Origin of the sequence: Streptomyces sp. NPDC060027 (assembly GCF_042737005.1) — a bacterium.
Lineage (GTDB): Bacteria > Actinomycetota > Actinomycetes > Streptomycetales > Streptomycetaceae > Streptomyces.
The window spans coordinates 13,944-36,600 of record NZ_JBHWVI010000067.1; the positions used below are offsets into that span (position 1 = coordinate 13,944).

Genomic DNA, 22,657 nt, shown 5'->3' on the forward strand with positions numbered 1-22,657 from the left:
CCACCAGGTGACAGGCGGGGGGGGGGGGGCCCCCCGGCCCCGGCCCCCCCCGCGGCGGCCCCCGCCGCCCACCGCTCCCGCCCCGCCCGCGGACTGCCCCCGCCTGTCCGCCGGTTGGTACGGCGACAACCGGGCCCGCCTGCAAGAGGTCATCGACGCCCGCGGTACCTGCGCCGGGGACGACAACGGGAACGGCGGCCGGCCGGTCGCCGCCTTCGACTGGGACAACACGGTCACCAAGAACGACGTCACCGACGCCACCGTCTCCTGGGCGCTTCGCCACGACAGGATCCTGCGCCCGGCGAGCTGGAAGGCCACCAGCGCGTGGCTCACCGACACGGCGGACACCGCCCTCACCGCCGCCTGCGGCACCCGTGTGCCGGTGGGCACGCCCCTGCCGACCGCGACCAGCCCGCGCTGCACCGACGAGATCCTCGAGATCCGCGAGACCGGCAGGACCATGAGCGGCGCCGCCGCGTTCGCCGGTGACTGGAACCACCGGCGCACCGTCCCGCAGTACGCCTGGGTCCCCCAGCTGTTCGCCGGACACACCGTCGCCGAACTGTCGGCGTACGCCCGCCGCGCCCGCGCCGAAGCCCTCGCGGCGCCCGTCGGCTCGACCCGCAGGCTCGGCACCCACACCGTCCCGGCGTACGTCCGCTACTACGACCGGCAGCGCGATCTCATCCGTACGCTCCGACGCTCCGGATTCGACGTGTACATCGTCTCGGCCGGTTCCGAGCCCGTCACCGAGGCTGGTCCCGCGGCGTCGGCATCGACGCGGCACACACCATCGCGATCCGCTCCGTCCTCGACCGGCACGGCCGGATCACCACCCGGAACGAGGGCTGCGGCGACGTCCCCGCGAGCCGCGGCGAGGCCATCCCGTACATCGACGGGAAACGCTGCTGGATCAACCAGGAGATCTACGGAGTGCGCGGCGCCGCCGCCTGGCAGCGGCAGGACGCCCGCCACCGGACCGCGGTCGCGGCCGGGGACGCCGACACCGACGTCACCTTCGTCGGCGACGCCACCGGCGCCCATCTCGTCCTCAACCGCAACAAGGGCGAACTCATGTGCCGGGCCTACGACGACGCCGACGGCCGCTGGGTGATCAACCCGATGTTCATCGAGCCACTGCCCCGCAGACAGGGTCTCTACCCGTGCTCCACGAGCGCGTACACCGCACCGGACGGCACCCCGAGGCCGGTCCGCAGGCCGGACGGCTCGGTCGTGCCCGACCTGGCGGACACCGTGTATTGATCCTCGCGGCACGTCCTAGAGTGCTGGGATGAGCATGACGCCTCCACCCGGCTGGTACCGCGACCCTTCGTACCCACTCGTCGAGCGCTGGTGGGACGGGACCGCCTGGACCGACCACCGGCGCCAGCCCGACGTCCCCCAACAGCCCCTGACACAGCCGGAGTCGCCCGGCGCCGACGGCTCCGGGCGGGCCAAGGCCGTCGCGCTCGTGACCGCCGCCGTCGTCCTCGTCGCCGCGATCGTCACGGGCGCCGTGCTGCTGCGCGACGAAGGCGGCGGCGAAGAGGCCGCGACGCAGACCACACCGGCCGCCGCGTCTCCCACCGACACCGGCAGCCCGTCGCCCTCCCCCTCCGGCCCCTCGGCCGGCGACCCGTCCGTCGTCGTGGACGAACTCAACGGCATCACCTTCCCGTTGCTCGACGGCTGGGAACGACCGAAGTACGTCGCCGACCACGACACGGTGATGACGACCCCGGGCACCTACGACTGCCCGGGCGACCCCGGCCTGTGCCGGCACGGCCGGGTCGTCTCGCGCACCGCCACGGCCACCGACGAGACATCCCCGAAGGCCCTCGCCGAGGGGGACATCGAGGACGCCGCCGACAGCGCGTACGAACACGACCTCGTCGACAGTCGCCCCTTCCGGGGCATCACGTCCCACCGGGTGGTGAAGGCCGGCTCGGTCGCCGTCGCCGGGCGCGCCGGCTACTTCGTGCGCTGGAAGGTCAAGACCGGTGTGGGGCCCGGGGGTTACGTCGAGTCGCTGGCCTTCCCGTCCAGTGTGGGCTCGGAGTCCCCGGTCATCGTCCGGTTCGCCTTCGACGCCGGTGCCGACGGGCCGCCGCTCTCCGACATGGACCGGATCACCAAGGGGATCCGGCCGGTCGGCGACAAGAGCGGAGACAGCGGTGTGGGCAGCAGCATCGGCCCGTCGAAGTGAACCGCGACGCCGCTGCCGGGTGAGGCCTCCGCCGGGTCAGAGGAAGGTGAGGCCCTCGCCGCGATACGTCGGGACGGTGGCCGTGACCGAGTCGCCCTCGACCAGGTGGAGGGTGTCGAACCGCTCGCACAGCTCACCGGCCTTGGCGTGCCGGAACCACACCTTGTCGCCGATGAGCAGATCGTCCGCGGGGGAGCCGAGCAGCGGGGTCTGCACCTCGCCGGGACCCTCCTGAGGGTCGTACACCAGCCCCTCCGGCAGATACGGGACGGGCAGCCGGTCGGGGCCCGGGGCGCCCGACGCCGGGTAGCCGCCGCCCAGCACGGTCACCACACCCACACCCGGCCGACGCACGACGGGCTGGGCGAACAGCGCGGCCGGACGTCCGCTGAACGACGAGTAGTTGTCGAAGAGCCTCGGCACATAGAGCCCCGAACCGGCCGCGATCTCGGTGACCGCGTCCTCGGCCGCCGTGTGCTGGACACTGCCGGTGCCGCCGCCGTTGACGAACTCGAGGTCCGGCTCGATCGCCCGTACCGCCCGGACGACCTCCGCGCGCCGCTGGACGAGCTCCTTGCGGGCCGTGGCCTGCATCAGCCGCACCGCACGCGAGCGCAGTGGCCGCCCCGCGATCGCGTCGCCGACGCCCGCGATATGGCCCTCGTACGCCATGATCCCCACCAGCTTGAAGCCCGGCGCGCGCTTGACGGCGCGGGCCATCTCCGCCACCTGGGCGGGGGAGTGCAGCGGCGAACGCAGCGCGCCGACCCGGACCTTGCCGCCGAACATCTTGAGCGAGGTGTCCAGCTCCAGGCAGACCCGCACGACTTCGGTGCCACCCTGGCGCGCCTCGTCGATGAGACGGAGCTGCGCCGGGTCGTCGACCATGACGGTGACCGCGGCGGCGAGCTTGGGGTCGCCGGTCAGCTCGGCGTAGCCCTTGCGGTCGGCCGACGGATAGGCGAGCAGGACGTCGTCGAAACCCGACCTGGCCAGCCACAGCGACTCGGCGAGGGTGAAGGACATGATCCCCGCGAAGCCGTCCCGGTCCAGGACGCGTTCCAGGAGGGTTCGGCAGCGGACGGACTTGCTGGCGACACGGATCGGCTTGCCGCCGGCCCTGCGGACGAGATCGTCCGCGTTCGCGTCGAAAGCCTCCAGGTCCACGATCGCGACGGGGGCGTCGAGGTGAGCGGTGGCCCGGTCGTAGCGGGCCCTGTCGGCGGCACGGGCAGTCATGACCGAAGCCTGCCAGACTCGATTACCGCAGGGTAGGGGGACGTTCCGGGCAGATACCCCCGGGCTTCGGACTGGTTCCCGCCGGACGCGCGTCAACCCGTAGAGTGACGCGGACGCAGGGAGGAACGACCTTGCCCCGGCGGGCCCTGCCCGGGGTGACGGTCCACCGGTGCGGGTATGCGTGCCCGTGGCGGGCCCCTTCCGCACACGAAACGGTTCGCCGAGTTCCGCGGCTGCCGACAGCCCGGTACGAGGAAACGGGGGGTGCATGAGCACGGAAGCGCGGCGCGCCTCGATTCCCCCGCGTCCCGGCACTCCACCGGCCGAGACCCCGCCGACGTCGCAGACCCCGCCCCCTCCGGCGAGCCCGCCGCTTCCCGCGAGCCCGCCGCCCCCGTCGATGCCACCGGCTCCCACGAACCCGGCTGCCGGGACGAACCCGGCCGCCGGGACGAGTTCGCCCTCCGGGACGACTCGGTCGATACCGGCCCGGTCGCCGGAGCCGTGGCTGTCGGCGGGAGAGGACTGGTCCGCCGAGCCGCCCTCCGCGTCCCCGTTCGAGGCCCCCTCGTCCTCCGGGCAGGAGGCTTCGTCCCGGTCCGGGCGCGCCACGCCGCATCGCGCTCCGCCGGTCCCGCCGCGTCCCGCGAGCCGGCCTCGTACCGAGGCTCCGTCGGTGCCGCCCCAGCCCGTCGGGCCGCCGTCGACACGGGAGTGGCCCGGTCCGGTGAGCGGACGCTCCGTGGGCGGGTCCCGATCGTCCGACGGCGGTTCCCCACAGGCTTCCGCCGCGGCGCCGGCCTCAGCGCCGGGTTCCGCGTCGGGAATCGTGCGGGCCTCGCGGGTGCCGTCGCCGCCGCGTTCCTTCGACTTCTTCGACACCTCGGCGGAAACGGACGAGGCATCCGGCACGGCTGCCACTCCGACGTCCGCTCCGTCCGCCCCACCCGGCACTCCCACGTCGCCCGCGTCCGGCCCGCCGATTCCTGCGCCGGCCTCCTCCGGCCCGCCGATGTCGGCCCCGTCCGGCGCACCCGCGTCCGCCGCGCCCGGCCGACTCACGTCTGCCTCACCGGGCAGACCGACGTCTGCCGCGCCTGGCACGCCGAGTCCTGGCTCGCCCGCCGCACCGGGGTCCGCCCCGTCCGGCGCTCCGGGTTCCGTCTCCCCTGGAGTGCGGAGGAGGTCCCCTTCGGCGGGCACCTCGACGTCCGCTGCGCCCGCGCCGAGGTCCGCTTCGCCCGGCACGTCGACGTCTGGCTCGCGCGGCAGGCCGGGGTCTGTCTCGGCCGGTGCCCCGGGTTCTGCCGCGCCCGGTGCGCCGAGGTCGGCCTCGACCGGCACCTCGCCGTCCGCCGCGCATCGCCCGACGGCACCGTTCACCGCGCAGCACCCCACGGCGGAAGCCGTCCGGCAGGGCTCCGCGGGGTCCCCTTCGGAGCGCCCGGTCTCGCCGTCGGCGGCCTCGGAGCGCCCCGCGTCGGACGCAGCTCCGGAGCCTCCCGCGCCCCGGCCGGAGCCCCGACGCTTCCCCCGGCTCCGTCCCGAAGGACGGCCGGGGTCGACGGCTCCGCCGCCCCCCGCGGCCTCCGCACGCTTCCCGGACGCGCCACCCGCGTCCGCGTCCGCCTTCGCCGAGCCGGTGCGTCCCGGTGGGGCGCCGCACATCGCCGGGTCGTCGCAGCCGGACGGGCCGCCCCGCTCCGGGCAGCGCCCTGCCCGGTTGCCGCACCCCGCCGCGCCGGAGCGGGAGTCGGGTCCCGCACGCGGCCCCGGGCCCTCGCATCCCTCCGGCCCCCCGCGCCCTTCAGAGCCCCTGCGTCCGTCCGGCCCCCCGCACCCGTCCGAGCGCCTGCGTTCCCCCGAGCCTCCGCATCCCTTGGGAACCCCGGCCGAGCCTCCGCGCCCTGCAGAGCCCCTGCGTCCGTCCGGGCCCCCGCACCCGTCCGAGCGCCTGCGTTCCCCCGAAACCCTGCGTTCCCCCGAAACCCTGCGGCCCTCCGAACCCTCGCGCCCCGTGGCGTCGGCGTCCGGAGCGGCCGGGCATGCCCCCGTTTCCGGGGAGCGGTTCACGGAGGCGACGCGGCGGCGGACCGGCCGGGACGAGGAGTCCCCGGTGCCTTCCGGGGCCACACCCCCGTTCGCTCCGGCCCCCCGGGACGGCCCCCCGGGCGTCGAGCGCCCCTTCGTGTCGTTCGCGGAGCCCGCGACGTACGGCGACGACACCGCGCGCGTGCGTCCGTTCCGCGGGGTCCGGGCCCGGCCCCGTCCCCTGACCGCCGCGGCCTGTGTCGTGCTCGGGCTCGGGCTCATCGGCGGTGCGGTGACCGGGAGTTGGCTCACCGGGGGCGACACGGACGAACCCGGTTCGCGCGGCGCCTTCGCGGCGGCCGGAGAACTCTGGCACAGCGTGCCCGTGGACCGGCTCTTCCCGCCGACCGTGCGGGGCGACGGGGCGGGTCCCGGCGGCTCCGACCGCGCCTGGACGCGGATCGCCGTGGCCCCGGACACCGGCTGCAAGGACGCCTTCGACCCGCTGCTGCGCCAGGCCCTCGCCCCCGTCGGCTGCCTGCGGCTGCTGCGCGCCACCTACGTGGACGCGACCCGCAGCCATGTCACCACCGTCGGCCTGCTGTTCACCAAGGCGGACGCGGCGGCCATGACCTCCCTGAAGGCCCGCTTCCGCAAGGAGGGCCTGGACCGGCGCACCGACCTGATGCCCCGCCCGTACGCGGCGAAGGGCACCGCCGCCGAGGACTTCGGCAAGGCTCAGCGCGCCTCCTGGACCGAGTCGGTCCTCACGGACGCCCCCGTCGTCGTGTACGCCGTCTCCGGGTTCGCGGACGGGCGCGCGGTCGCCACCCCGCAGCCCGCCGCCGAGGCCATGAAAACGGACTCGACCGCGGCCGTGGCCCAGGCGGGCCTCGGCCATGAGGCGCGGGGACTCGCCGACCGGGTGGAGCGCAGCCTTCGCAAGACCGTCACCTCGGCCACGGAGAAGCCGTCATGACCCGCACGGACGGCCCCGTCGGCCGCATTCGGCAGACCGGCACGACCGGAGGCACCGGCACCGGCACCGGTACCGCCGCGGCCGGACGGCGCGCGATGCCGGGGAAGCGCGTCCGCGCGGCCCTGGCGGCCCGTCGGCCCCGCCTCTCCCGCAGGTCCGGCGTCCTCGGCGCCGTCCTCGCCGCCTCCCTCGCCCTGGTGCCCTCGACCGCCGCGCACGCCGACGGCATACGCGCCCAGCAGTGGGGCCTCGACGCGATGCACACGCAGCAGGCGTGGCGGACGACCAAGGGCAAGGGCATCACCGTCGCCGTCCTGGACACCGGCGTCGACGCCCGGCACCCGGACCTCGCGGGCAACGTGCTCGCCGGGAAGGACATGGTCGGCTTCGGCGCGAGCCGTGGCGACCGGGCCTGGGCCCGGCACGGCACCGCCATGGCCGGCATCATCGCCGGGCACGGCCACGGAGCGGGTGACGCCGACGGCGTGATGGGCATCGCCCCCGAGGCCAAGGTCCTGCCCGTCCGCGTCATCCTCGAGGACGGCGACTCGGCCCGCTCGAAGGCCCGCAACACCCGGGGCAACGCGCTCGCCGAGGGCATCCGCTGGGCCACCGACCACGGCGCCGACGTCATCAACCTCTCCCTCGGCGACGACTCCAAGTCCGCCCACCCCGAGCCCGCCGAGGACGAAGCCGTCCAGTACGCGCTGAGGAAGGGCGCCGTCGTCGTCGCCTCGGCCGGCAACGGCGGGGAGAAGGGCGACCACATCTCCTACCCGGCCGCGTACCCCGGCGTGATCGCGGCGACCGCCGTCGACCGCTACGGAACCCGCGCCTCCTTCTCCACCCGCCGCTGGTACGCCACCGTCAGCGCCCCGGGCGTCGATATCGTCATCGCCGACCCGGACGACCGGTACTACGAGGGCTGGGGCACCAGCGCGGCGTCCGCGTTCGTCTCCGGCGCGGTCGCGCTCATCAAGGCCGCCCACCCGGGCCTGTCCCCGGCCCAGATCAAGCAGCTCCTCGAGGACACGGCCCGCAACGTTCCCTCCGGGGGCCGTGACGACTCCCGCGGCTTCGGCTTCATCGACCCCGCCGCCGCCATCGAGGCGGGCGGGCGGCTCAAGCCGGAAGGCCTCAAGTCGGCGGCGTACGGCCAGAAGTACTTCGGCCCGGGCCCCGACGCCCCCGACGACGGCGGCAGTTCCGCCGACTGGGCCGGCCCGCTCGCGGGCGCCCTGGGCCTGGCCCTGCTGGGCACCTCGGTGGTCCTGTGGCGCGGTCGCAGGGTTCCGCGCCTGTTCGGCCGTTCCTAGGATCCGGGCCCGCGCGCACCACCGGCGGGCGGCAGGAAGTCCACCGACCCGGTCCCTGTACCGATCGGTGTCCGGACCGTGCCGCCGCCCCCGCCGACGTACACGTCACATCGGTCCCCGTCGATCCCGTCCGCGTCAGTCCTCGGTGATGTCCCGGAAGACGGACAGCGCGGCCTTCGACACCGCTTCCACCAGCGAAATGCCCTTCGTCTGCGTGGAGTTGCCGTTCGACAGGGCCGCCACCAGATAGGCGTGGCCGTCGGCCGAGACCCGCCCGATGCTGTTGATGTCCCACAGTCCGGTCGTGCTGCGAGGCAACCACCCGTTCTTCAGGGCCCATTGAGAACCGTCCGCCGCGGCCGAGACACCCCACCGCTGGCCGGCCGCGATCTCGCCCATGAGCCCCTGAAGGTAGGACCGGGAGCTCTCGCCGAGTTCCGATTCGTCACCGAACACCTGGCGCAGCAGCGTCAGTTGGTCGCTCGCCGTGGTCTGGGTCAGCCCCCACAGCTCGCCTTCGCCGCCCTCCGTGTCCGTCAGACCGAAGCGCTTGTTCGCCGCGTCCAGGCCGTCGGCCCGGCCGATCGCCCTCCAGAGCGCGGTCGCCGACGCGTTGTCGCTGTGCTCGATCATCGCGGTGGCGTACGTCTTCTCCTGCGCGGTGAGATGCCGGTCCGCGTCCTGTGCCTGGAGCAGCAGCGCGGCCAGGATGTTCACCTTCACGATGCTCGCGGTGTCGAAGGCGGCGTCGCCGTACGCGGCGCTCGCACCGGAGTCGAGATCGAGGACGGCGACCGAGGCCTTCGCGCCGGCCGCCACCGTCACCGCTCTCATCGCCTTCGCGAGCAGTGCGTCCCGGTCCACGGCGGGCTCCGCCACAGGTTCCACCGAAGCCTCCTCGGTCACGGTCGGCGACGAAGAGGGAGATGCCGACGCCGCCGCCGACGATACGGCGCCCGGGCCGTCGTGCGCCTGGGCCTTCACGTACACGGCCCCGGTCGCGGTGGCGCCGACGAGGACGGCGGAGGCCACGGCGGTGTACAGCAGTGGCTTGCGTCGGGAGGGCCGGGCGCGGCGCCCGCGGGCTCTGTGACGGTCCATCCCGCGATGCTGGACCTGCGGGCTGTGTCCGCGGTTAGACGCGTGTTAGAGGTGTGTCAGGGAAGGCTGAGAAACTGATGAATCCCGTCAACGCCGGGTTTCAGGGGCCGCACAAGCGCAGCAGTATCCCCCCGATAGGGTCGGGGACCGTGGCGAACAAGAACATTCCCGACCCCGGCTTCTCCGACGACGACGGTTCCGCCGACCCCCGGCTGAGCGCGGCGCTCGCCGCGTGGTCCGCGGACCGCACCGCCGTGCCGCCGGTCCTGGAGGCACTCCGGGGCGCCCGGCTGCTCGTGCCGGTCGTGGCCATCCTCGGCGAGGTCGAGGAGGACGAGAACGGGCTGCGCCGCGAGAAGACCAGCGACATGGCGGTGCCCACCCTCAAGGCCGGTAGCCGCACGGCCCTGCCCGCCTTCACGTCCACCGACGCGCTGGCCCGCTGGGACCCCGAGGCCCGCCCCGTCGCCGTACGCCTGATCCAGGTCCTGGAGGCAGCGGCGCACGAGAAGGCCGACACGATCGTGCTGGACCTGGCCGGTCCCGTGTCCTACGAGCTGACGGGCTCCGCCCTGCTGGCGCTCGCCGAGGGGCGTACGACCGCCGACCCGCTCGCCGATCCCGCCGTGGTCGAGGCGGTACGGGCCGCGGTCGCCGCCGAGCCCCTGGTGGTCCGCGCCCATCTCGGCCCCGGCCGGGCGGACGGCACCCTCGCCCTCGTGCTCGACCCGTCGGCAGCCCCCGCCGAGACCGCTCGCGCGGTGGCCGAGCGGCTCGCGGCCGACGAAACACTGAGGGCCCGCCTGGTGCGCGGCCTCGACCTGGCACTTCTGCCGGCCGAGGCGACGCCGCCGGGCGAGCCCCTGTATGTACGCGGATAGGTCCGCCTCCGTACGACGTACGGACGCGGGTCAGCCGTAGATGGGGCCCGTGTACTTCTCGCCCGGGCCCTGGCCCGGCTCGTCCGGGACGAGGGAGGCCTCGCGGAAGGCCAGCTGGAGCGACTTCAGGCCGTCGCGCAGCGGCGCCGCGTGGAAGGAGCTGATCTCGGTCGTGCTCGCGTCGAGCAGCCCGGCCAGCGCGCTGACCAGCTTGCGCGCCTCGTCCAGGTCCTTGTGCTCGTCGCCCTCCTCGGTGAGACCGAGCTTCACGGCGGCGGCGCTCATCAGGTTGACGGCGACCGTCACGATGACCTCGACCGCGGGGACCTCGGCGATGTCGCGGGTCATGGTGTCGTAGTCGGGGTTCTGGGGAGGGGTGTCACTCATGCCTCCCACGATAGGCCCCGGCGCGCGCGCCCCCGTCCGCGGGAGTCTTCCGCCGGGTGGGAGACGGCGGGGAGGCCTCCGGTTAGCGCGTACCCGGCGGAACTGCTAACCTTGTGTAACGACCGGCTGGACACGTATGTGCTCAGCCCACAAGTGGAGGCTCCGATCTCCCACCCGACTGTCCTCCGGGACGGCGGGTCATCCGGTCAGGTGGCCACCACCGTTCCGTACGGACGGTGGAGTCGCCCGAATGTGCGCCCCGCGGTTGACCGCGGCGGTGCTCCGGTTAGCCATGGAGCCCCGCCTGTGTCCCGTCCGGGGCATTTTTCATGTGCCGTGATGGTTGGTCCACTGTCATCAGAGACATACGCGGCTGTCCGCCAGACCGCCGTGTGGTGCTACCGAGGAGGATCCATCAGCACCGAGCCCCGCATCAACGACCGGATTCGCGTTCCCGAAGTGCGACTTGTCGGTCCCAGCGGCGAGCAGGTCGGGATTGTTCCGCTTGCCAAGGCCCTGGAGCTTGCTCAGGAGTACGACCTCGACCTGGTCGAGGTGGCCGCGAGCGCACGCCCGCCGGTCTGCAAGCTCATGGACTACGGGAAGTTCAAGTACGAGTCGGCCATGAAGGCCCGTGAGGCGCGCAAGAACCAGGCGCACACGGTCATCAAGGAAATGAAGCTCCGGCCGAAGATCGACCCGCACGACTACGACACCAAAAAGGGTCACGTCGTCCGGTTCCTCAAGCAGGGCGACAAGGTCAAGATCACGATCATGTTCCGTGGTCGCGAGCAGTCCAGGCCGGAACTCGGCTACCGACTGCTGCAGCGTCTCGCCACGGACGTCGAGGACCTCGGGTTCATCGAGTCGAACCCGAAGCAGGACGGCCGAAACATGATCATGGTTCTCGGTCCGCACAAGAAGAAGACCGAGGCGATGGCCGAGGCCCGTGAGGCTCAGGCGGCTCGCAAGGCGGAAGCGAAGGCCAACCCCGGTCGTTCGCAGAACGCCGCCGATGACGACATCGCCGACGGCGAAGCCGTCGAGGGCGAAGCCGTCGAGGGTGAGACCACCGAGGCCGAGTCCGCCGAGGCTCCGGCCGAGGCGTCAGCCGAGGCCTGATCCCAGGGCTGACGCCCCGGGACGCCAATCCATACATATGACGTTCCGCCGTGCCCGGTCTTGCGACCGGGCACCGGAACGCCACTGACGAGGAGAGAACGGCGCTATGCCGAAGAACAAGTCGCACAGCGGTGCCAGCAAGCGCTTCAAGATCACCGGCTCCGGCAAGGTGCTCCGTGAGCGCGCCGGCAAGCGCCACCTGCTCGAGCACAAGTCGTCCCGCGTGACCCGTCGTCTCACCGGCACCGCCGAGATGGCCCCGGGCGACGCCGCGAAGATCAAGAAGCTTCTCGGCAAGTGACGTACCGGCGCCCAGGCGCCGCACGTCTGATCCGGGACCCCATCGATTTCGGGCCGTGTGAGTCCAACCACGGCCCCGCTACAAGGAGTTAAAAGTGGCACGCGTCAAGCGGGCAGTAAACGCACACAAGAAGCGCCGGGCGATCCTCGAGGCGGCCAAGGGCTACCGCGGCCAGCGTTCGCGCCTGTACCGCAAGGCCAAGGAGCAGGTCACCCACTCCCTGGTCTACAACTACAACGACCGCAAGAAGCGCAAGGGCGACTTCCGTCAGCTGTGGATCCAGCGCATCAACGCTGCGGCCCGCCAGAACGGCATGACGTACAACCGCCTCATCCAGGGTCTGAAGGCCGCCAACATCGAGGTGGACCGCAAGATCCTCGCGGAGCTGGCCGTCAACGACGCCAACGCGTTCGCCGCGCTGGTCGAGGTCGCGCAGAAGGCCCTGCCGTCGGACGTCAACGCGCCGAAGGCCGCGTGACGCTGCGCTGGCTCTGGCCGACGTGACTGAAGGACCCGCAGGTTTCGCCTGCGGGTCCTTTGTTGCTGACGCCCGCTGAGGCTGTCCGTTCGGGTGCCGGCCGTCGGGGGCTGATCGCGCCCCCGAGTTCTCGGCTCCGCTCGAACAGGGGGACCCCCATCGCGGCGGAGCCGCAGATCGACACAGGCCCGCGCCCCTAGGGGTTGCAGTAGTCCCCAGATATCGAAGGTGAACCAGAACATGCCCCCCGCCGCCCCCGAGCTGATCTCCCCGCGCTCGCCGCGTGTCCTGGCCGCCCGGCGGCTCGCCCGGCGGAACTTCCGGGGCAAGGAGCGGCTGTTCCTCGCCGAGGGGCCGCAGGCCGTCCGGGAGGCCGCGGCGCACCGCGCCGACGGCTCCGCCACCCTCGTGGAACTGTTCGCCACCGTCGAAGCCGCCGAGCGGTACGCCGACATCGTCGGCGACGCCCGAGGCGCCGGCGCCCGCGTGCACCTCGCCGAAGAGCAGGTCATCGCCGACATCTCCACCACCGTCACCCCGCAGGGCCTCGTCGGGATCTGCCGCTTCCTCGACACCCCCTTCGAGGACATCCTCAAGGCCCGGCCCAAGCTCGTCGCCGTGCTCGCGCACGTCCGCGACCCCGGGAACGCCGGCACCGTGCTGCGCTGCGCGGACGCTGCGGGCGCCGAGGCCGTCGTCCTCACCGACGCCTCCGTGGACCTCTACAACCCCAAGGCCGTACGTGCCTCCGTCGGGTCCCTGTTCCATCTGCCCGTCGCCGTCGGTGTGCCCGTCGAGCAGGCCGTGGCCGGACTCAAGGACGCGGGCATCCGCATCCTCGCCGCCGACGGCGCGGGCGAGGACGATCTCGACCACGAACTCGACAAGGGGACCATGGGCGGACCCACCGCCTGGGTGTTCGGCAACGAGGCCTGGGGGCTTCCGGAGGAAACCCGTGCGCTGGCCGATGCCGTCGTGCGCGTTCCCATCCACGGAAAGGCCGAGAGCCTGAACCTCGCCACGGCCGCGGCCGTATGTCTCTACGCGTCAGCCCGTGCACAGCGCGCCTCCACAGGGTGCCGTTCCGTCACCGGCAGCTAGTAGGGTGACGGGCTCGGGGGCCCTCTGCGCCAGACGAGAGGTGGGGTACGGGGATGAGTGTCGGCACGGGCGGGGCGCAGAGCGCGCTACGAGCACGAGACGTGCGCGGCACATCCGCGTCCCGGCACGATGACACCGCCGGAGACGGCTCCGGAGCCGGGCTCGGCATCGACCCCGACGACCTGCCCGACGGAATCGTCGTCGCCGACGAACACGGCCGGGTGATCTGCTTCAACGCCGCCGCCGCCCGGATCACGGCGGTCCCCGCGGCCGGGGCCCTCGGCCGACGGCTCGAATCGGCGCTCCCCCTGGAGGACCTGGAAGGCCGCCGATGGTGGCAGCTGACCGACCCGTACGGCGGTCTCGCCATCCGTAACAGCCAGCCCGAGCGCAATCTGCTGCTCCCCGGCGGCCGTGAGGTCCTCGTCTCCGCGCGCTATGTGCGGACCCGGCCCACCGGACCGGTCCGCCGGGTCGTCGTCTCCCTGCGCGACACCGAGGCCCGCCGCCGCACCGAGCGCAGCCACGCCGAGCTGATCGCCACGGTCGCCCATGAGCTGCGCTCGCCGCTCACCTCCGTCAAGGGCTTCACGGCGACCCTGCTCGCCAAGTGGGAACGCTTCACCGACGACCAGAAGAAACTGATGCTGGAGACCGTCGACGCCGACGCGAACCGTGTCACCCGGCTCATCGCCGAGCTCCTCGACATCTCCCGTATCGACTCCGGGCGCCTCGAACTGCGCCGCCAGCCCGTCGACATAGGCGCCGCCGTCGGCCGGCACATCCAGGCGTACGTCGCCTCGGGCCAGCCCGCCGACCGCTTCCTGCTGCGCATCGAGCAGCCCCTGCCCGCGCTCTGGGCCGACCCCGACAAGATCGACCAGGTGCTCAGCAACCTGATCGAAAATGCGGTGCGGCACGGCGAGGGAACCGTCACCATTGACGTGGCACCCTCGGTCTCCCCGCGTGAGCGGACGGACGACGAGGGCACGGCGAACGCCGTCACGTCGGTCACCGTGAGCGACGAGGGCACCGGAATCCCGGAGGAGTCCATGAACCGCGTCTTCACCCGCTTCTGGCGGGGCAGCAAGCGCGGCGGCACCGGCCTCGGGCTCTACATCGTCAAGGGCATCGTCGAAGCCCACGGCGGCACCATCACGGTCGGCCGTGCCCCCGGCGGGGGCGCGGAGTTCCGATTTACGTTGCCCGTGGGCACCCCGGCGTACCTTCTGTAAACGCCGCAGCGGCCCCCACGGGCGCATCCGCACGGGAGCACCGCGAGGACGCCCAGTCCTGGGCAGGCCCCCACCCCCGTTAGACTCGGCCTTTGGCACCTTTGCGTCCTCTCATCTGCGGACGATTCGTCTCCGAGTCGATGACGGGGACCCTCAGCCAGCCAACCGGAAGCACGGGAAGAGATGTCGGCACCTAATAAGTCGTACGACCCTGTAGAGGTCGAGGCCTTGAAACCGGAAGAGATCGAGCGCATGCGGGACGAGGCGCTCGCCGCCTTCGCGGCCGCCGGTGACCTCGACGCGCTCCAGGAGGCCAAGGTCGCCCACACCGGCGGCACCTCGCCGCTGGCCCTCGCCAACCGCGAGATCGGCGCACTGCCCCCGCAGGCCAAGGCGGCGGCGGGCAAGCTCGTCGGCCAGGCCCGCGGCGCCGTGAACAAGGCCCTCGCCGCCCGCCAGACCGAGCTGGAGGCCGACCGCGACGCCCGCGTACTGGTCGAGGAGGCGGTGGACGTCACACTGCCCTACGACCGCGTACCGGCCGGCGCCCGGCACCCGCTGACCACCATGATGGAGCGGGTCGCGGACGTCTTCGTGTCCATGGGATACGAGGTCGCCGAGGGACCCGAGGTCGAGGCGGAGTGGTTCAACTTCGACGCCCTCAACTTCACGCCCGACCACCCGGCCCGGCAGATGCAGGACACCTTCTTCGTCCAGGGCCCCAAGGGCACCGAGGGCGACGAGTCCGGTGTCGTGCTGCGCACCCACACCTCGCCGGTGCAGGCCCGCGCACTGCTCGACCGGGAGCCGCCCGTCTACGTCGTGTGCCCCGGCCGCGTCTACCGCACGGACGAACTCGACGCCACGCACACCCCGGTCTTCCACCAGATCGAGCTGCTGGCCGTCGACGAGGGCCTGACCATGGCCGACCTCAAGGGCACCCTGGACCACATGGTCCAGTCGCTCTTCGGCTCGGACATGAAGACCCGGCTGCGCCCGAACTACTTCCCCTTCACCGAGCCGTCCGCCGAGATGGACATGCTCTGCTACGTCTGCAAGGGCGAGTCCGTCGGCAACCCCGACCGCCCCTGCCGGACCTGCTCCTCCGAGGGCTGGATCGAGCTCGGCGGCTGCGGCATGGTCAACCCGCGGGTGCTGGTCGCCTGTGGCGTGGACCCGGAGAAGTACAGCGGCTTCGCCTTCGGGTTCGGCATCGAGCGGATGCTGATGTTCCGTCACAACGTAGAAGACATGCGAGACATGGTCGAGGGTGACGTCCGGTTCACCCGGCCGTTCGGGATGGAGATCTGATGCGGGTCCCGCTTTCTTGGCTGCGGGAGTACGTCGACCTGCCGGCGACGGAGACCGGGCGCGACGTCCAGGCCAAGCTCATTTCGGCAGGCCTCGAGGTCGAGACCGTCGAGCAGCTCGGCGCCGACCTCAAGGGTCCCCTGGTCGTCGGCCAGGTGCTCACCATCGAGGAACTGACGGAGTTCAAGAAGCCCATCCGCTTCTGCACCGTCGACGTCGGCACGGCCAACGGCACCGGTGAGCCCCAGGAGATCGTCTGCGGCGCCCGCAACTTCGCCGTCGGCGACAAGGTCGTCGTGGTGCTGCCCGGCGCTGTCCTTCCCGGCAACTTCGCGATCGCCGCGCGCAAGACGTACGGCAAGACCTCGCACGGCATGATCTGCTCCGGCGACGAGCTGGGCATGGGCGACGACGGCTCCGGAGGCATCATCGTGCTGCCGCCCGAGGTCGAGGTCGGTACCGACGCGATCGAGCTGCTCCAGCTCGTCGACGAGGTCCTCGACATCGCCGTCACGCCCGACCGCGGCTACGCCCTGTCGCTGCGCGGCGTGGCCCGCGAGGCCGCCATCGCGTACGGCCTGCCGCTGCGCGACCCCGCGCTGCTCGACGTACCGGCCCCGAACGCGTTCGGCTACCCGGTGCAGGTCTCCGACCCGATGGGCTGCGACCGCTTCACCGCGCGGACGGTGACCGGCCTCGACCCCGACGCCCACTCCCCGATCTGGCTGCGGCGCCGGCTGCAGAAGGCCGGGATGCGCCCGATCTCGTTGGCCGTCGACATCACCAACTACGTGATGCTGGAGCTCGGCCAGCCCCTGCACGCCTACGACCGCGGCCGGGTCCAGGGCACGATCGGCGTGCGCCGGGCCGAGCAGGGCGAGAAGATCACCACCCTCGACGGTGTCAAGCGCACGCTGGACGCCGGAGACCTGGTGATCACCGACGACCGCGGCCCCATCGGCCTCGCGGGCGTCATGGGCGGCGCCCACACCGAGATCGACGACACCGAGGGCACCACGACCGAGGTCGTCATCGAGGCCGCGCACTTCGACGCGATCTCGATCGCGCGCACGGCCCGCCGTCACAAGCTGGCCTCCGAGGCGTCCAAGCGCTTCGAGCGCGGCGTCGACCCGCAGGCCGCGTCCGCCGCGGCCCAGCGGACCGTCGACCTGCTCGTGCTCCTCGCGGGCGGTACCGCCGACGCCGGGGTCACCGAGGTGATCGCGCCGTCCGCGCCGCACACCATCGCCATCCCGGCGGACCACCCGGACAAGGTGGCCGGTGTCGACTACGGCCGCGAGACCGTCGTGCGCCGTCTCCAGCAGGTCGGGTGCGACGTCTACGGGCAGGACGAGCTGATCGTCACCGTGCCGTCCTGGCGGCCCGACCTGACGGACCCGAACGACCTCGCGGAAGAGGTCATCCGGCTGGAGGGCTACGAGAACCTGCCCTCCACGCTGCCCAAGCCCCCGGCGGGCCTCGGCCTCACCGACCGGCAGCGGCTGCACCGCCGGATCGGCCGCGCGCTGGCCGGTGCCGGATACGTGGAGGCTCTGAACTACCCGTTCATCGGCGAGCACGTCTTCGACCAGTTCGGCCTGGCCGACGACGACCCGAAGCGCAAGGTCGTCAAGCTGGTCAACCCGCTCTCCGACGAGGAGCCCGCGCTCCGTACGACGCTGCTTCCGGGTCTGCTCCAGACCCTGCGCCGCAACGACGGCCGTGGCAGCCACGACCTGGCGCTCTTCGAGACGGGCCTGGTCTTCCACCCGCAGGAGGAACTGCGCGTCGCCGGGCGGCTGCCCGTCGACCGCCGTCCCACCGACGAGGAGGTCGCGTCCCTGACCGCCGCGCTTCCCGTCCAGCCCCGGCACGCCGCCGTCGTCCTCGCGGGCGCCCGCGAGCAGGCCGGCTGGTGGGGCAAGGGTCGTCCGGCCGACTGGGCCGACGCGATCGAGGCCGCGCGCACCCTGGCCCGCGAGTCGGGGACCGAACTCCTCGTCCGCTCCGGCCAGTACGGGCCGTGGCACCCGGGCCGCTGCGCCGAGCTCGCGGTCCTCGTGGACGGCGCGGAGCAGGTCATCGGGTACGCCGGTGAGCTGCACCCCGGTGTACTGAAGACGCTGGGCCTGCCCGCGCGCACCTGCGCGATGGAGCTGGACCTGGACGTGCTGGAGCGGGCGAGCTCGGGCCACCCCAAGGGCCCGAAGATCTCGACCTTCCCGGTCGCCACGCAGGACGTCGCGCTGGTCGTCGACAGGAGCGTCCCGCACACGGACGTCGAAGCGGCGCTGCGCGACGGCGCGGGTGAACTCCTCGAGTCCATCCGGCTGTTCGACGAGTACGAGAGCGAGCAGCTCGGCGAGGACAAGAAGTCCCTCGCCTACGCGCTGCGGTTCCGTGCCGCCGACCGCACGCTGACGGTCGACGAGGCGTCCGCGGCGCGCGACGCGGCGGTGGCACTGGCCGCCGAGCGCACGGGAGCCGTGCTGCGCGGAGCCTAGGGGTTCCACCGGTTGTGCCGGGGAGCTGTGCGCCGTTCGGTGGCCGCGGATGTCCGCGGCCGGGCGCGCGGCTCCCCGCTCCCGTTTCCAGGCCTTCCGTGGCTCCTGCCTGCATAAATGCGCGCGCCCGAAGACACCTCACTCATTCGGGTGATATGTCCGGGCGATCCGGCCCGGCCGGGCCGGGCGGTCGACAGAATCGGACCGGTCTCTCCGAGGCCGTCCGCGCTGTCAGTGCTGTCAGTGCCTATTGGGGGGCCAATCGGCATGATCCGTTTCAAGGCTGGGGCGCCCCGCAGGGCGACGCTCCGGACGCATTCGCGGGACCCGGCCAGGGCGGTGCTCGGGCGGCCGCGCCGGGGCGACCGGCTGAGAGCCGGGTTCGCCCGTGCGGTGCGCGGCGGCAGGCCCCGGGCCGGGGTCGGCCGCGGGGACCGCGCACCCGGCCGACGCCTCGGCCCCGGCCGTCGGGTCGACCGCTCCGCGGACCGGCCGCCGCCGCGCCGGGCACTGAGCCTCGGGCTGCCCGCGGTCTGGGGCGCGCTGGCGATCTCGTACACCATGGCCTGTCCGTTCGCGCAGCAGAACGGCGTCGGCGCCCGCATCGTCACCGGCGCCGTCTTCCTCGCGGTCGGTGCCGGTCTGACACTCCACGTCAGAAGGGCGCTGCTGCGCGAGCTCCGGCAGATCCGCAAGGTCGCGGGGGCCGCGCAGGACGTCCTGCTGCGCCCGCTGCCGCCGTCCATCGACGGGCTGAACATCGCCGCGGCCCAGCTCTCCGCGGACCGCGGCGCCGGCGTCGGAGGCGATCTGTACGAGGCGATCGCCACCGAGCACGGCGTGCGGGTCGTGATGGGCGATGTCCGCGGACACGGACTCGGCGCCATCGGGACCGTCGCCGCCGTCCTCGGCAGCTTCCGCGAGGCCGCGCACGACGAACCCGAACTCGGCGGTGTGCTCAGAAGACTCGAGCGGGCACTGGCCCGGCATCTGCGCCAGGGGGACCGGGCCGATCACCCCTCGACGGGGTTCGACCCCGACAGTCCGGCAGCCGAGGAGTTCGTCACCGTCCTGCTGCTGGAGATCCGCCGCGACGGCGAGGTGCACGCCCTCAACTGCGGCCATCCCTGGCCCTATCTGCTCGGCAGGGGCCGTGTCCTGCCACTCGTCCGAGCCGAACCGCTGCCCCCGCTCGGGCCGTTCCCGCTTCCGGCCGCCCTCGTGGCCGAGCCCTGCGGCCGGCTCCTGCCCGGCGAGGGACTGTTCCTGCACACGGACGGTGTCGAGGACGCCCGGGACACCCAGGGGCAGTTCTTCCCGCTGCTCCCGGCGCTCGCGGAGGCCGTCCGTGACCGGCCCGTCGTGCCGCAGGCCGTGCTGCGCACGGTCTTCGCCGGAGTGCTGCGCCACACCGGCGGCCGGCCCGCTGACGACGTGGCCCTCCTGGTGCTGCGCAACGACCGTCGACGCGTTCCCCTGAAACAGGGCCGCGTGTCCCATCACGTGCCCCGCTAGCGGCAGTTGTCCGGACGCGGGTCGCGGAGGTGCGTGCCGGACCGCGCGTCCGCGGCGCGCTCCGAACGGCCGCGTCTTGGGGCGGCGGCATGCGGTTCCGCCGCCCCGGACGCGACCGGCCACGGGACCCGCCCGGACGACCGGAGTCCCGCGGTCACCCCGGCCGATCCGGCATCGGCCGTCCGCCCCGCCACGGAGTGTCGGGCAGGCAGCCGGGCGGACGGCGCGAGACGGGCCGCCGCACTGTATGAGGGGGAGCCGGCGGCCCGGCCGGCCTCTTGCGAGGCATTTCAGTCAACCGGTACGAAACTCTCCGCGACAGCGCGCGTACAGCGCGGATACGGGCATTCCCTTCACACCCCGTGTGAAAGGGGACGCACTACTGTGACGGGCACGGTCTGGTGCGGTCCCGCGCCCTCGGGCGCGATCGGCGCCGACGGCAACGAGCCACTCGGGGGGCCTTCCATGCAGCCCAACACTCTGCTCGACGCGATCCTCGACGAGGCCGGCATCTCGCACGCGGGACTCGCCGCCCACGTCAACCAGGCCGGACGGGCGCGCGGTCTCGCACTCCGTTACGAACACACCGCCGTGGCACGGTGGTTGAAGGGCCAGCGGCCGCGCGGCCAGGTCCCCGACCTGATCTGCGAGGTGCTCGCGGGACGGCTCCACCGGCCCGTCACGCTCGACGACATCGGCCTCGGGGTCCCCGGCGAACCGTCCAGCCCGCACGCCGGGTCGCTCTCCGGCTTCGTCGAGCGGGCCACCGCGCTGTGGCGCTCCGACGAGCAGCAGCGCCCGCACATCCTCGGCGCCCCGGCCGTCACCGGAACGCCCGCGGTGATGCCCGTGTGGGAGTGGGAGAACCCGCCCGAGGACGTGGACGTCTCCCGCGGCGGCCGTCACCACGTCAGCATGGCCGACATCGAGATGCTGCGCGCGGCCCGTGCCCACTACGAGCAGATGTACCGCAAGGCCGGCGGCATCGCGACCCGCACCCGGATCGTCGGCTTCCTCAACTCCGAGACCGCGCCTCTGCTGCGCGGCGGCTACACCGACGCCACCGGCCGCCAACTCCACCGAGCGACAGGGGGGTTGGTGGCCATCGCGGGCATCTGTGCCTACGACTCCGACGCGCACGGACTCGCCCAGCGCTACTTCCACCAGGCACTGCGCCTGGCGAAGGCCAGTGGGGACAGGGGACTTGGCGCTTACGTCATAGCTCTGCTCGTCAACCAGGCGCTGTTCATGCGTGAGTACCGGCAGGCGGTCGCGTTCGCCGAGGCGGCGCTGCGCGCGGCGGGGCGCCACATCACGCCGGCGCTCGCCTCCGACCTGTACGCGATGCAGGCCAAGGCGTACGCACACCTCGGCGACGGCAGCAGCGCACTGTCCTGCATACGGCGTGCCGAGCAGGCCGCCGAGCGCATCCGGCGCGGATACGAGCCGGACGAGACCGGCTATGTCCAGCCGGGACTGGTCAACGTACAGGTGGCGGAGGCGCTGCTCAGCCTCGGCGACCTGGTGGCCGCCGCGGAGCACGCCGCGGCCGCCGTCGACACTCCGGCGCACGACCGGGGGCGCGTGCACCGGCTGGCGATGCTCAGTCAGATCGAGCTGCGCCAGGGCAACGCCGACAAGGCGGTGGAGACCGCCGTGCAAATGGCGGAACAGGCACGGGGAATGGAGTCGCAGCGGCTGCGTGACAGACTTCGCGCGGTACGCGAGCACCTGGTGCGCAGCGGCTGTGCGGGCACGACCGAGGCCGCGGAACTCATCGACGGCGCACTGCGCGTACCGCTGTAGAGAACACCCCGGACAGCCACTTCACGACCCCCCACCGGAACGCCGGCCACCGCTTGGGCCCATCGTGTTCACCGCCACTGCGCCGTGCCCCGACCGCTGCGAGTCTGCTGCCGGGTCGCTGCTGCTGCGATATTGCCATCTACTCGGCGGAAGGTGGCAGAACCGTGCAGTGGACGAAACAGAACGAACAAACTGTGTATGAAAACCGCTGGTTCAGCGTCAAGCTCGCAGATGTGGAGCTGCCGGACGGGCGGCATCTCGATCACTTCCTGATACGGCTGCGGCCCGTCGCCGTGGCCACCGTCGTGAACGAGGCCAATGAGGTACTGCTCCTGTGGCGGCACCGCTTCATCACCGACAGCTGGGGATGGGAGCTCGCGGCGGGCGTCGTGGAGGACGGCGAGGACATCGTCGTCGCGGCGGCCCGTGAACTGGAGGAGGAGACCGGGTGGCGGCCGGGACCCCTGCGGCATCTGATGAGTGTCGAGCCCTCCAACGGGCTCACCGACGCCCGGCATCACATCTACTGGGCCGACGAGGGCGCGTACATCGGACACCCCGTGGACGACTTCGAGTCCGACCGTCGGGAATGGGTTCCCCTGAAGCTCGTTCCCGACATGGTCGCCCGCGGTGAGGTCCCGGCCGCCAACATGGCTGCCGCACTGCTCCTTCTGCACCATCTCAGGCTCGGGCAGGACGCGTTGCCCTGATCGGTCCCCCCGGCGTCCTGGGGCCTAGTGGCCCAGAGCCTGCCAGACCGCCACGGCCAGCGCGCCCACGGCCGCGACGACGGCGACGGTGGGCAGTGGCCAGCGGGTGTGTTCGAGCGCGACGATCCGTGTACTGAGATCGTCGAGATCCTTGGCGGTCTGGTCGTCGCGCTGAGTGAGGAGGGCCAGTCCTCCCTCGATGCGGGTCAATCCCACTTCGAGGGACCGGCGTAACTCCGCGAGTTCCTTGGGGGCCGCGGGATGCTCGGGGTCGGCGGTCACGGGTCCGCTCCTTTCCGTAGTCGGCACATCCCTTGTGTGCGCACGGAAAGTCAACTCGCCTGGTGGACACGTGGGGAGCGTGTGCGCCGGGCATATGCGGGCCCGGCGCGCACACGGCGTGTGAATGGCGCGGGCCCGGCACCGCGAAGGGC

General features: G+C 72.6%; 18 protein-coding genes and 1 pseudogene. 15 read left to right on the forward strand and 4 right to left on the reverse strand.

Annotated features, from left to right (window positions below):
* The first annotated feature begins 103 nt into the window (after nt 1–103).
* Both ACFWBT_RS18735 and ACFWBT_RS18740 read left to right on the forward strand, forming a co-directional pair.
* A pseudogene (locus tag ACFWBT_RS18735) lies at nt 104–1,263 on the forward strand (haloacid dehalogenase-like hydrolase).
* Nucleotides 1,264–1,291: 28 nt separating this feature from the next.
* Entirely contained in the window at nt 1,292–2,206 is a 915-nt protein-coding gene (locus tag ACFWBT_RS18740; RefSeq protein ID WP_385701528.1) for a DUF2510 domain-containing protein, read from the forward strand.
* Between the two features lie 36 nt (nt 2,207–2,242).
* Here the strand turns inward: ACFWBT_RS18740 and ACFWBT_RS18745 are convergent, their stop codons facing one another.
* Nucleotides 2,243–3,445, reverse strand: coding sequence for an amino acid deaminase/aldolase (locus ACFWBT_RS18745; protein WP_385701530.1), 1,203 nt, complete (start codon nt 3,443–3,445; stop codon nt 2,243–2,245).
* 2,116 nt (nt 3,446–5,561) lie between these two features.
* Between ACFWBT_RS18745 and ACFWBT_RS18750 the strand changes: the two genes are divergently transcribed.
* Nucleotides 5,562–6,455: a hypothetical protein gene (locus ACFWBT_RS18750; RefSeq protein ID WP_385701532.1), complete on the forward strand. Its 894-nt coding sequence runs from the start codon at nt 5,562–5,564 to the stop codon at nt 6,453–6,455.
* A gap of 95 nt (nt 6,456–6,550) precedes the next feature.
* Nucleotides 6,551–7,771, forward strand: a complete 1,221-nt coding sequence (gene mycP / locus ACFWBT_RS18755) for a type VII secretion-associated serine protease mycosin (RefSeq protein ID WP_385701561.1) — start codon at nt 6,551–6,553, stop codon at nt 7,769–7,771.
* A gap of 135 nt (nt 7,772–7,906) precedes the next feature.
* Here the strand turns inward: mycP and ACFWBT_RS18760 are convergent, their stop codons facing one another.
* Entirely contained in the window at nt 7,907–8,872 is a 966-nt protein-coding gene (locus tag ACFWBT_RS18760) for a serine hydrolase (RefSeq protein WP_385701535.1), read from the reverse strand.
* Between the two features lie 149 nt (nt 8,873–9,021).
* Here ACFWBT_RS18760 and ACFWBT_RS18765 point away from each other — a divergent pair, with 149 nt between their 5' ends.
* A complete protein-coding gene (locus ACFWBT_RS18765; RefSeq protein ID WP_385701538.1) occupies nt 9,022–9,753 on the forward strand; it encodes an SseB family protein in 732 nt (243 codons plus the stop codon).
* A gap of 30 nt (nt 9,754–9,783) precedes the next feature.
* Here ACFWBT_RS18765 and ACFWBT_RS18770 read toward each other — a convergent pair whose 3' ends face one another.
* Nucleotides 9,784–10,140, reverse strand: coding sequence for a DUF1844 domain-containing protein (locus ACFWBT_RS18770; RefSeq protein WP_385701541.1), 357 nt, complete (start codon nt 10,138–10,140; stop codon nt 9,784–9,786).
* A gap of 390 nt (nt 10,141–10,530) precedes the next feature.
* On the opposite strand from ACFWBT_RS18770, the gene infC reads away from it, so the two are divergent.
* The 10 genes from infC (at nt 10,531) to ACFWBT_RS18820 (ending at nt 22,223) form a co-directional block, all read left to right on the forward strand.
* Nucleotides 10,531–11,262, forward strand: a complete 732-nt coding sequence (gene infC, locus ACFWBT_RS18775; RefSeq protein WP_385701564.1) for a translation initiation factor IF-3 — start codon at nt 10,531–10,533, stop codon at nt 11,260–11,262.
* A 106-nt stretch (nt 11,263–11,368) separates the two neighbouring features.
* Nucleotides 11,369–11,563 (forward strand): 50S ribosomal protein L35, encoded by a 195-nt coding sequence (gene rpmI / locus ACFWBT_RS18780; protein ID WP_006374321.1) that lies wholly within the window; start codon nt 11,369–11,371, stop codon nt 11,561–11,563.
* Nucleotides 11,564–11,657: 94 nt separating this feature from the next.
* Nucleotides 11,658–12,041, forward strand: a complete 384-nt coding sequence (rplT, locus tag ACFWBT_RS18785) for a 50S ribosomal protein L20 (protein WP_007457565.1) — start codon at nt 11,658–11,660, stop codon at nt 12,039–12,041.
* A gap of 240 nt (nt 12,042–12,281) precedes the next feature.
* The gene (locus ACFWBT_RS18790; RefSeq protein ID WP_385701546.1) at nt 12,282–13,142 is read left to right on the forward strand and encodes a TrmH family RNA methyltransferase; all 861 of its coding nucleotides are present in this window, start codon (nt 12,282–12,284) and stop codon (nt 13,140–13,142) included.
* A gap of 53 nt (nt 13,143–13,195) precedes the next feature.
* On the forward strand, nt 13,196–14,377 hold the full coding sequence (locus ACFWBT_RS18795; protein ID WP_385701548.1) for an ATP-binding protein: 1,182 nt from the start codon (nt 13,196–13,198) through the stop codon (nt 14,375–14,377).
* Nucleotides 14,378–14,560: 183 nt separating this feature from the next.
* Nucleotides 14,561–15,688, forward strand: a complete 1,128-nt coding sequence (gene pheS / locus ACFWBT_RS18800) for a phenylalanine--tRNA ligase subunit alpha (protein ID WP_356781535.1) — start codon at nt 14,561–14,563, stop codon at nt 15,686–15,688.
* Nucleotides 15,688–18,192, forward strand: a complete 2,505-nt coding sequence (pheT, locus tag ACFWBT_RS18805; RefSeq protein ID WP_385701551.1) for a phenylalanine--tRNA ligase subunit beta — start codon at nt 15,688–15,690, stop codon at nt 18,190–18,192. The genes pheS and pheT overlap by 1 nt, the downstream gene beginning before the upstream one ends.
* A 561-nt stretch (nt 18,193–18,753) precedes the next feature.
* Nucleotides 18,754–19,707, forward strand: a complete 954-nt coding sequence (locus ACFWBT_RS18810; protein WP_385701566.1) for a PP2C family protein-serine/threonine phosphatase — start codon at nt 18,754–18,756, stop codon at nt 19,705–19,707.
* A 465-nt stretch (nt 19,708–20,172) separates the two neighbouring features.
* Nucleotides 20,173–21,513, forward strand: a complete 1,341-nt coding sequence (locus tag ACFWBT_RS18815; protein ID WP_385701553.1) for a transcriptional regulator — start codon at nt 20,173–20,175, stop codon at nt 21,511–21,513.
* Nucleotides 21,514–21,677: 164 nt separating this feature from the next.
* Nucleotides 21,678–22,223, forward strand: a complete 546-nt coding sequence (locus tag ACFWBT_RS18820) for an NUDIX hydrolase (protein WP_385701556.1) — start codon at nt 21,678–21,680, stop codon at nt 22,221–22,223.
* 24 nt (nt 22,224–22,247) lie between these two features.
* Here ACFWBT_RS18820 and ACFWBT_RS18825 read toward each other — a convergent pair whose 3' ends face one another.
* Nucleotides 22,248–22,505: a hypothetical protein gene (locus ACFWBT_RS18825; protein ID WP_385701559.1), complete on the reverse strand. Its 258-nt coding sequence runs from the start codon at nt 22,503–22,505 to the stop codon at nt 22,248–22,250.
* Between the last annotated feature and the right edge of the window lie 152 nt (nt 22,506–22,657).

Bases quoted from the DNA above. Each gene is read 5' to 3' on its own strand.
- ACFWBT_RS18790 (WP_385701546.1), top strand. From the start codon at position 12,282: ATGCCCCCCGCCGCCCCCGAGCTGATCTCCCCGCGCTCGCCGCGTGTC.
- ACFWBT_RS18815 (WP_385701553.1), top strand. From the start codon at position 20,173: ATGCAGCCCAACACTCTGCTCGACGCGATCCTCGACGAGGCCGGCATC.
- pheS (WP_356781535.1), top strand. From the start codon at position 14,561: ATGTCGGCACCTAATAAGTCGTACGACCCTGTAGAGGTCGAGGCCTTG.
- pheT (WP_385701551.1), top strand. From the start codon at position 15,688: ATGCGGGTCCCGCTTTCTTGGCTGCGGGAGTACGTCGACCTGCCGGCG.
- ACFWBT_RS18795 (WP_385701548.1), top strand. From the start codon at position 13,196: ATGAGTGTCGGCACGGGCGGGGCGCAGAGCGCGCTACGAGCACGAGAC.
- ACFWBT_RS18740 (WP_385701528.1), top strand. From the start codon at position 1,292: ATGAGCATGACGCCTCCACCCGGCTGGTACCGCGACCCTTCGTACCCA.
- ACFWBT_RS18760 (WP_385701535.1), bottom strand. From the start codon at position 8,872: ATGGACCGTCACAGAGCCCGCGGGCGCCGCGCCCGGCCCTCCCGACGC.
- ACFWBT_RS18770 (WP_385701541.1), bottom strand. From the start codon at position 10,140: ATGAGTGACACCCCTCCCCAGAACCCCGACTACGACACCATGACCCGC.
- mycP (WP_385701561.1), top strand. From the start codon at position 6,551: ATGCCGGGGAAGCGCGTCCGCGCGGCCCTGGCGGCCCGTCGGCCCCGC.
- ACFWBT_RS18810 (WP_385701566.1), top strand. From the start codon at position 18,754: ATGGCCTGTCCGTTCGCGCAGCAGAACGGCGTCGGCGCCCGCATCGTC.
- rpmI (WP_006374321.1), top strand. From the start codon at position 11,369: ATGCCGAAGAACAAGTCGCACAGCGGTGCCAGCAAGCGCTTCAAGATC.
- ACFWBT_RS18745 (WP_385701530.1), bottom strand. From the start codon at position 3,445: ATGACTGCCCGTGCCGCCGACAGGGCCCGCTACGACCGGGCCACCGCT.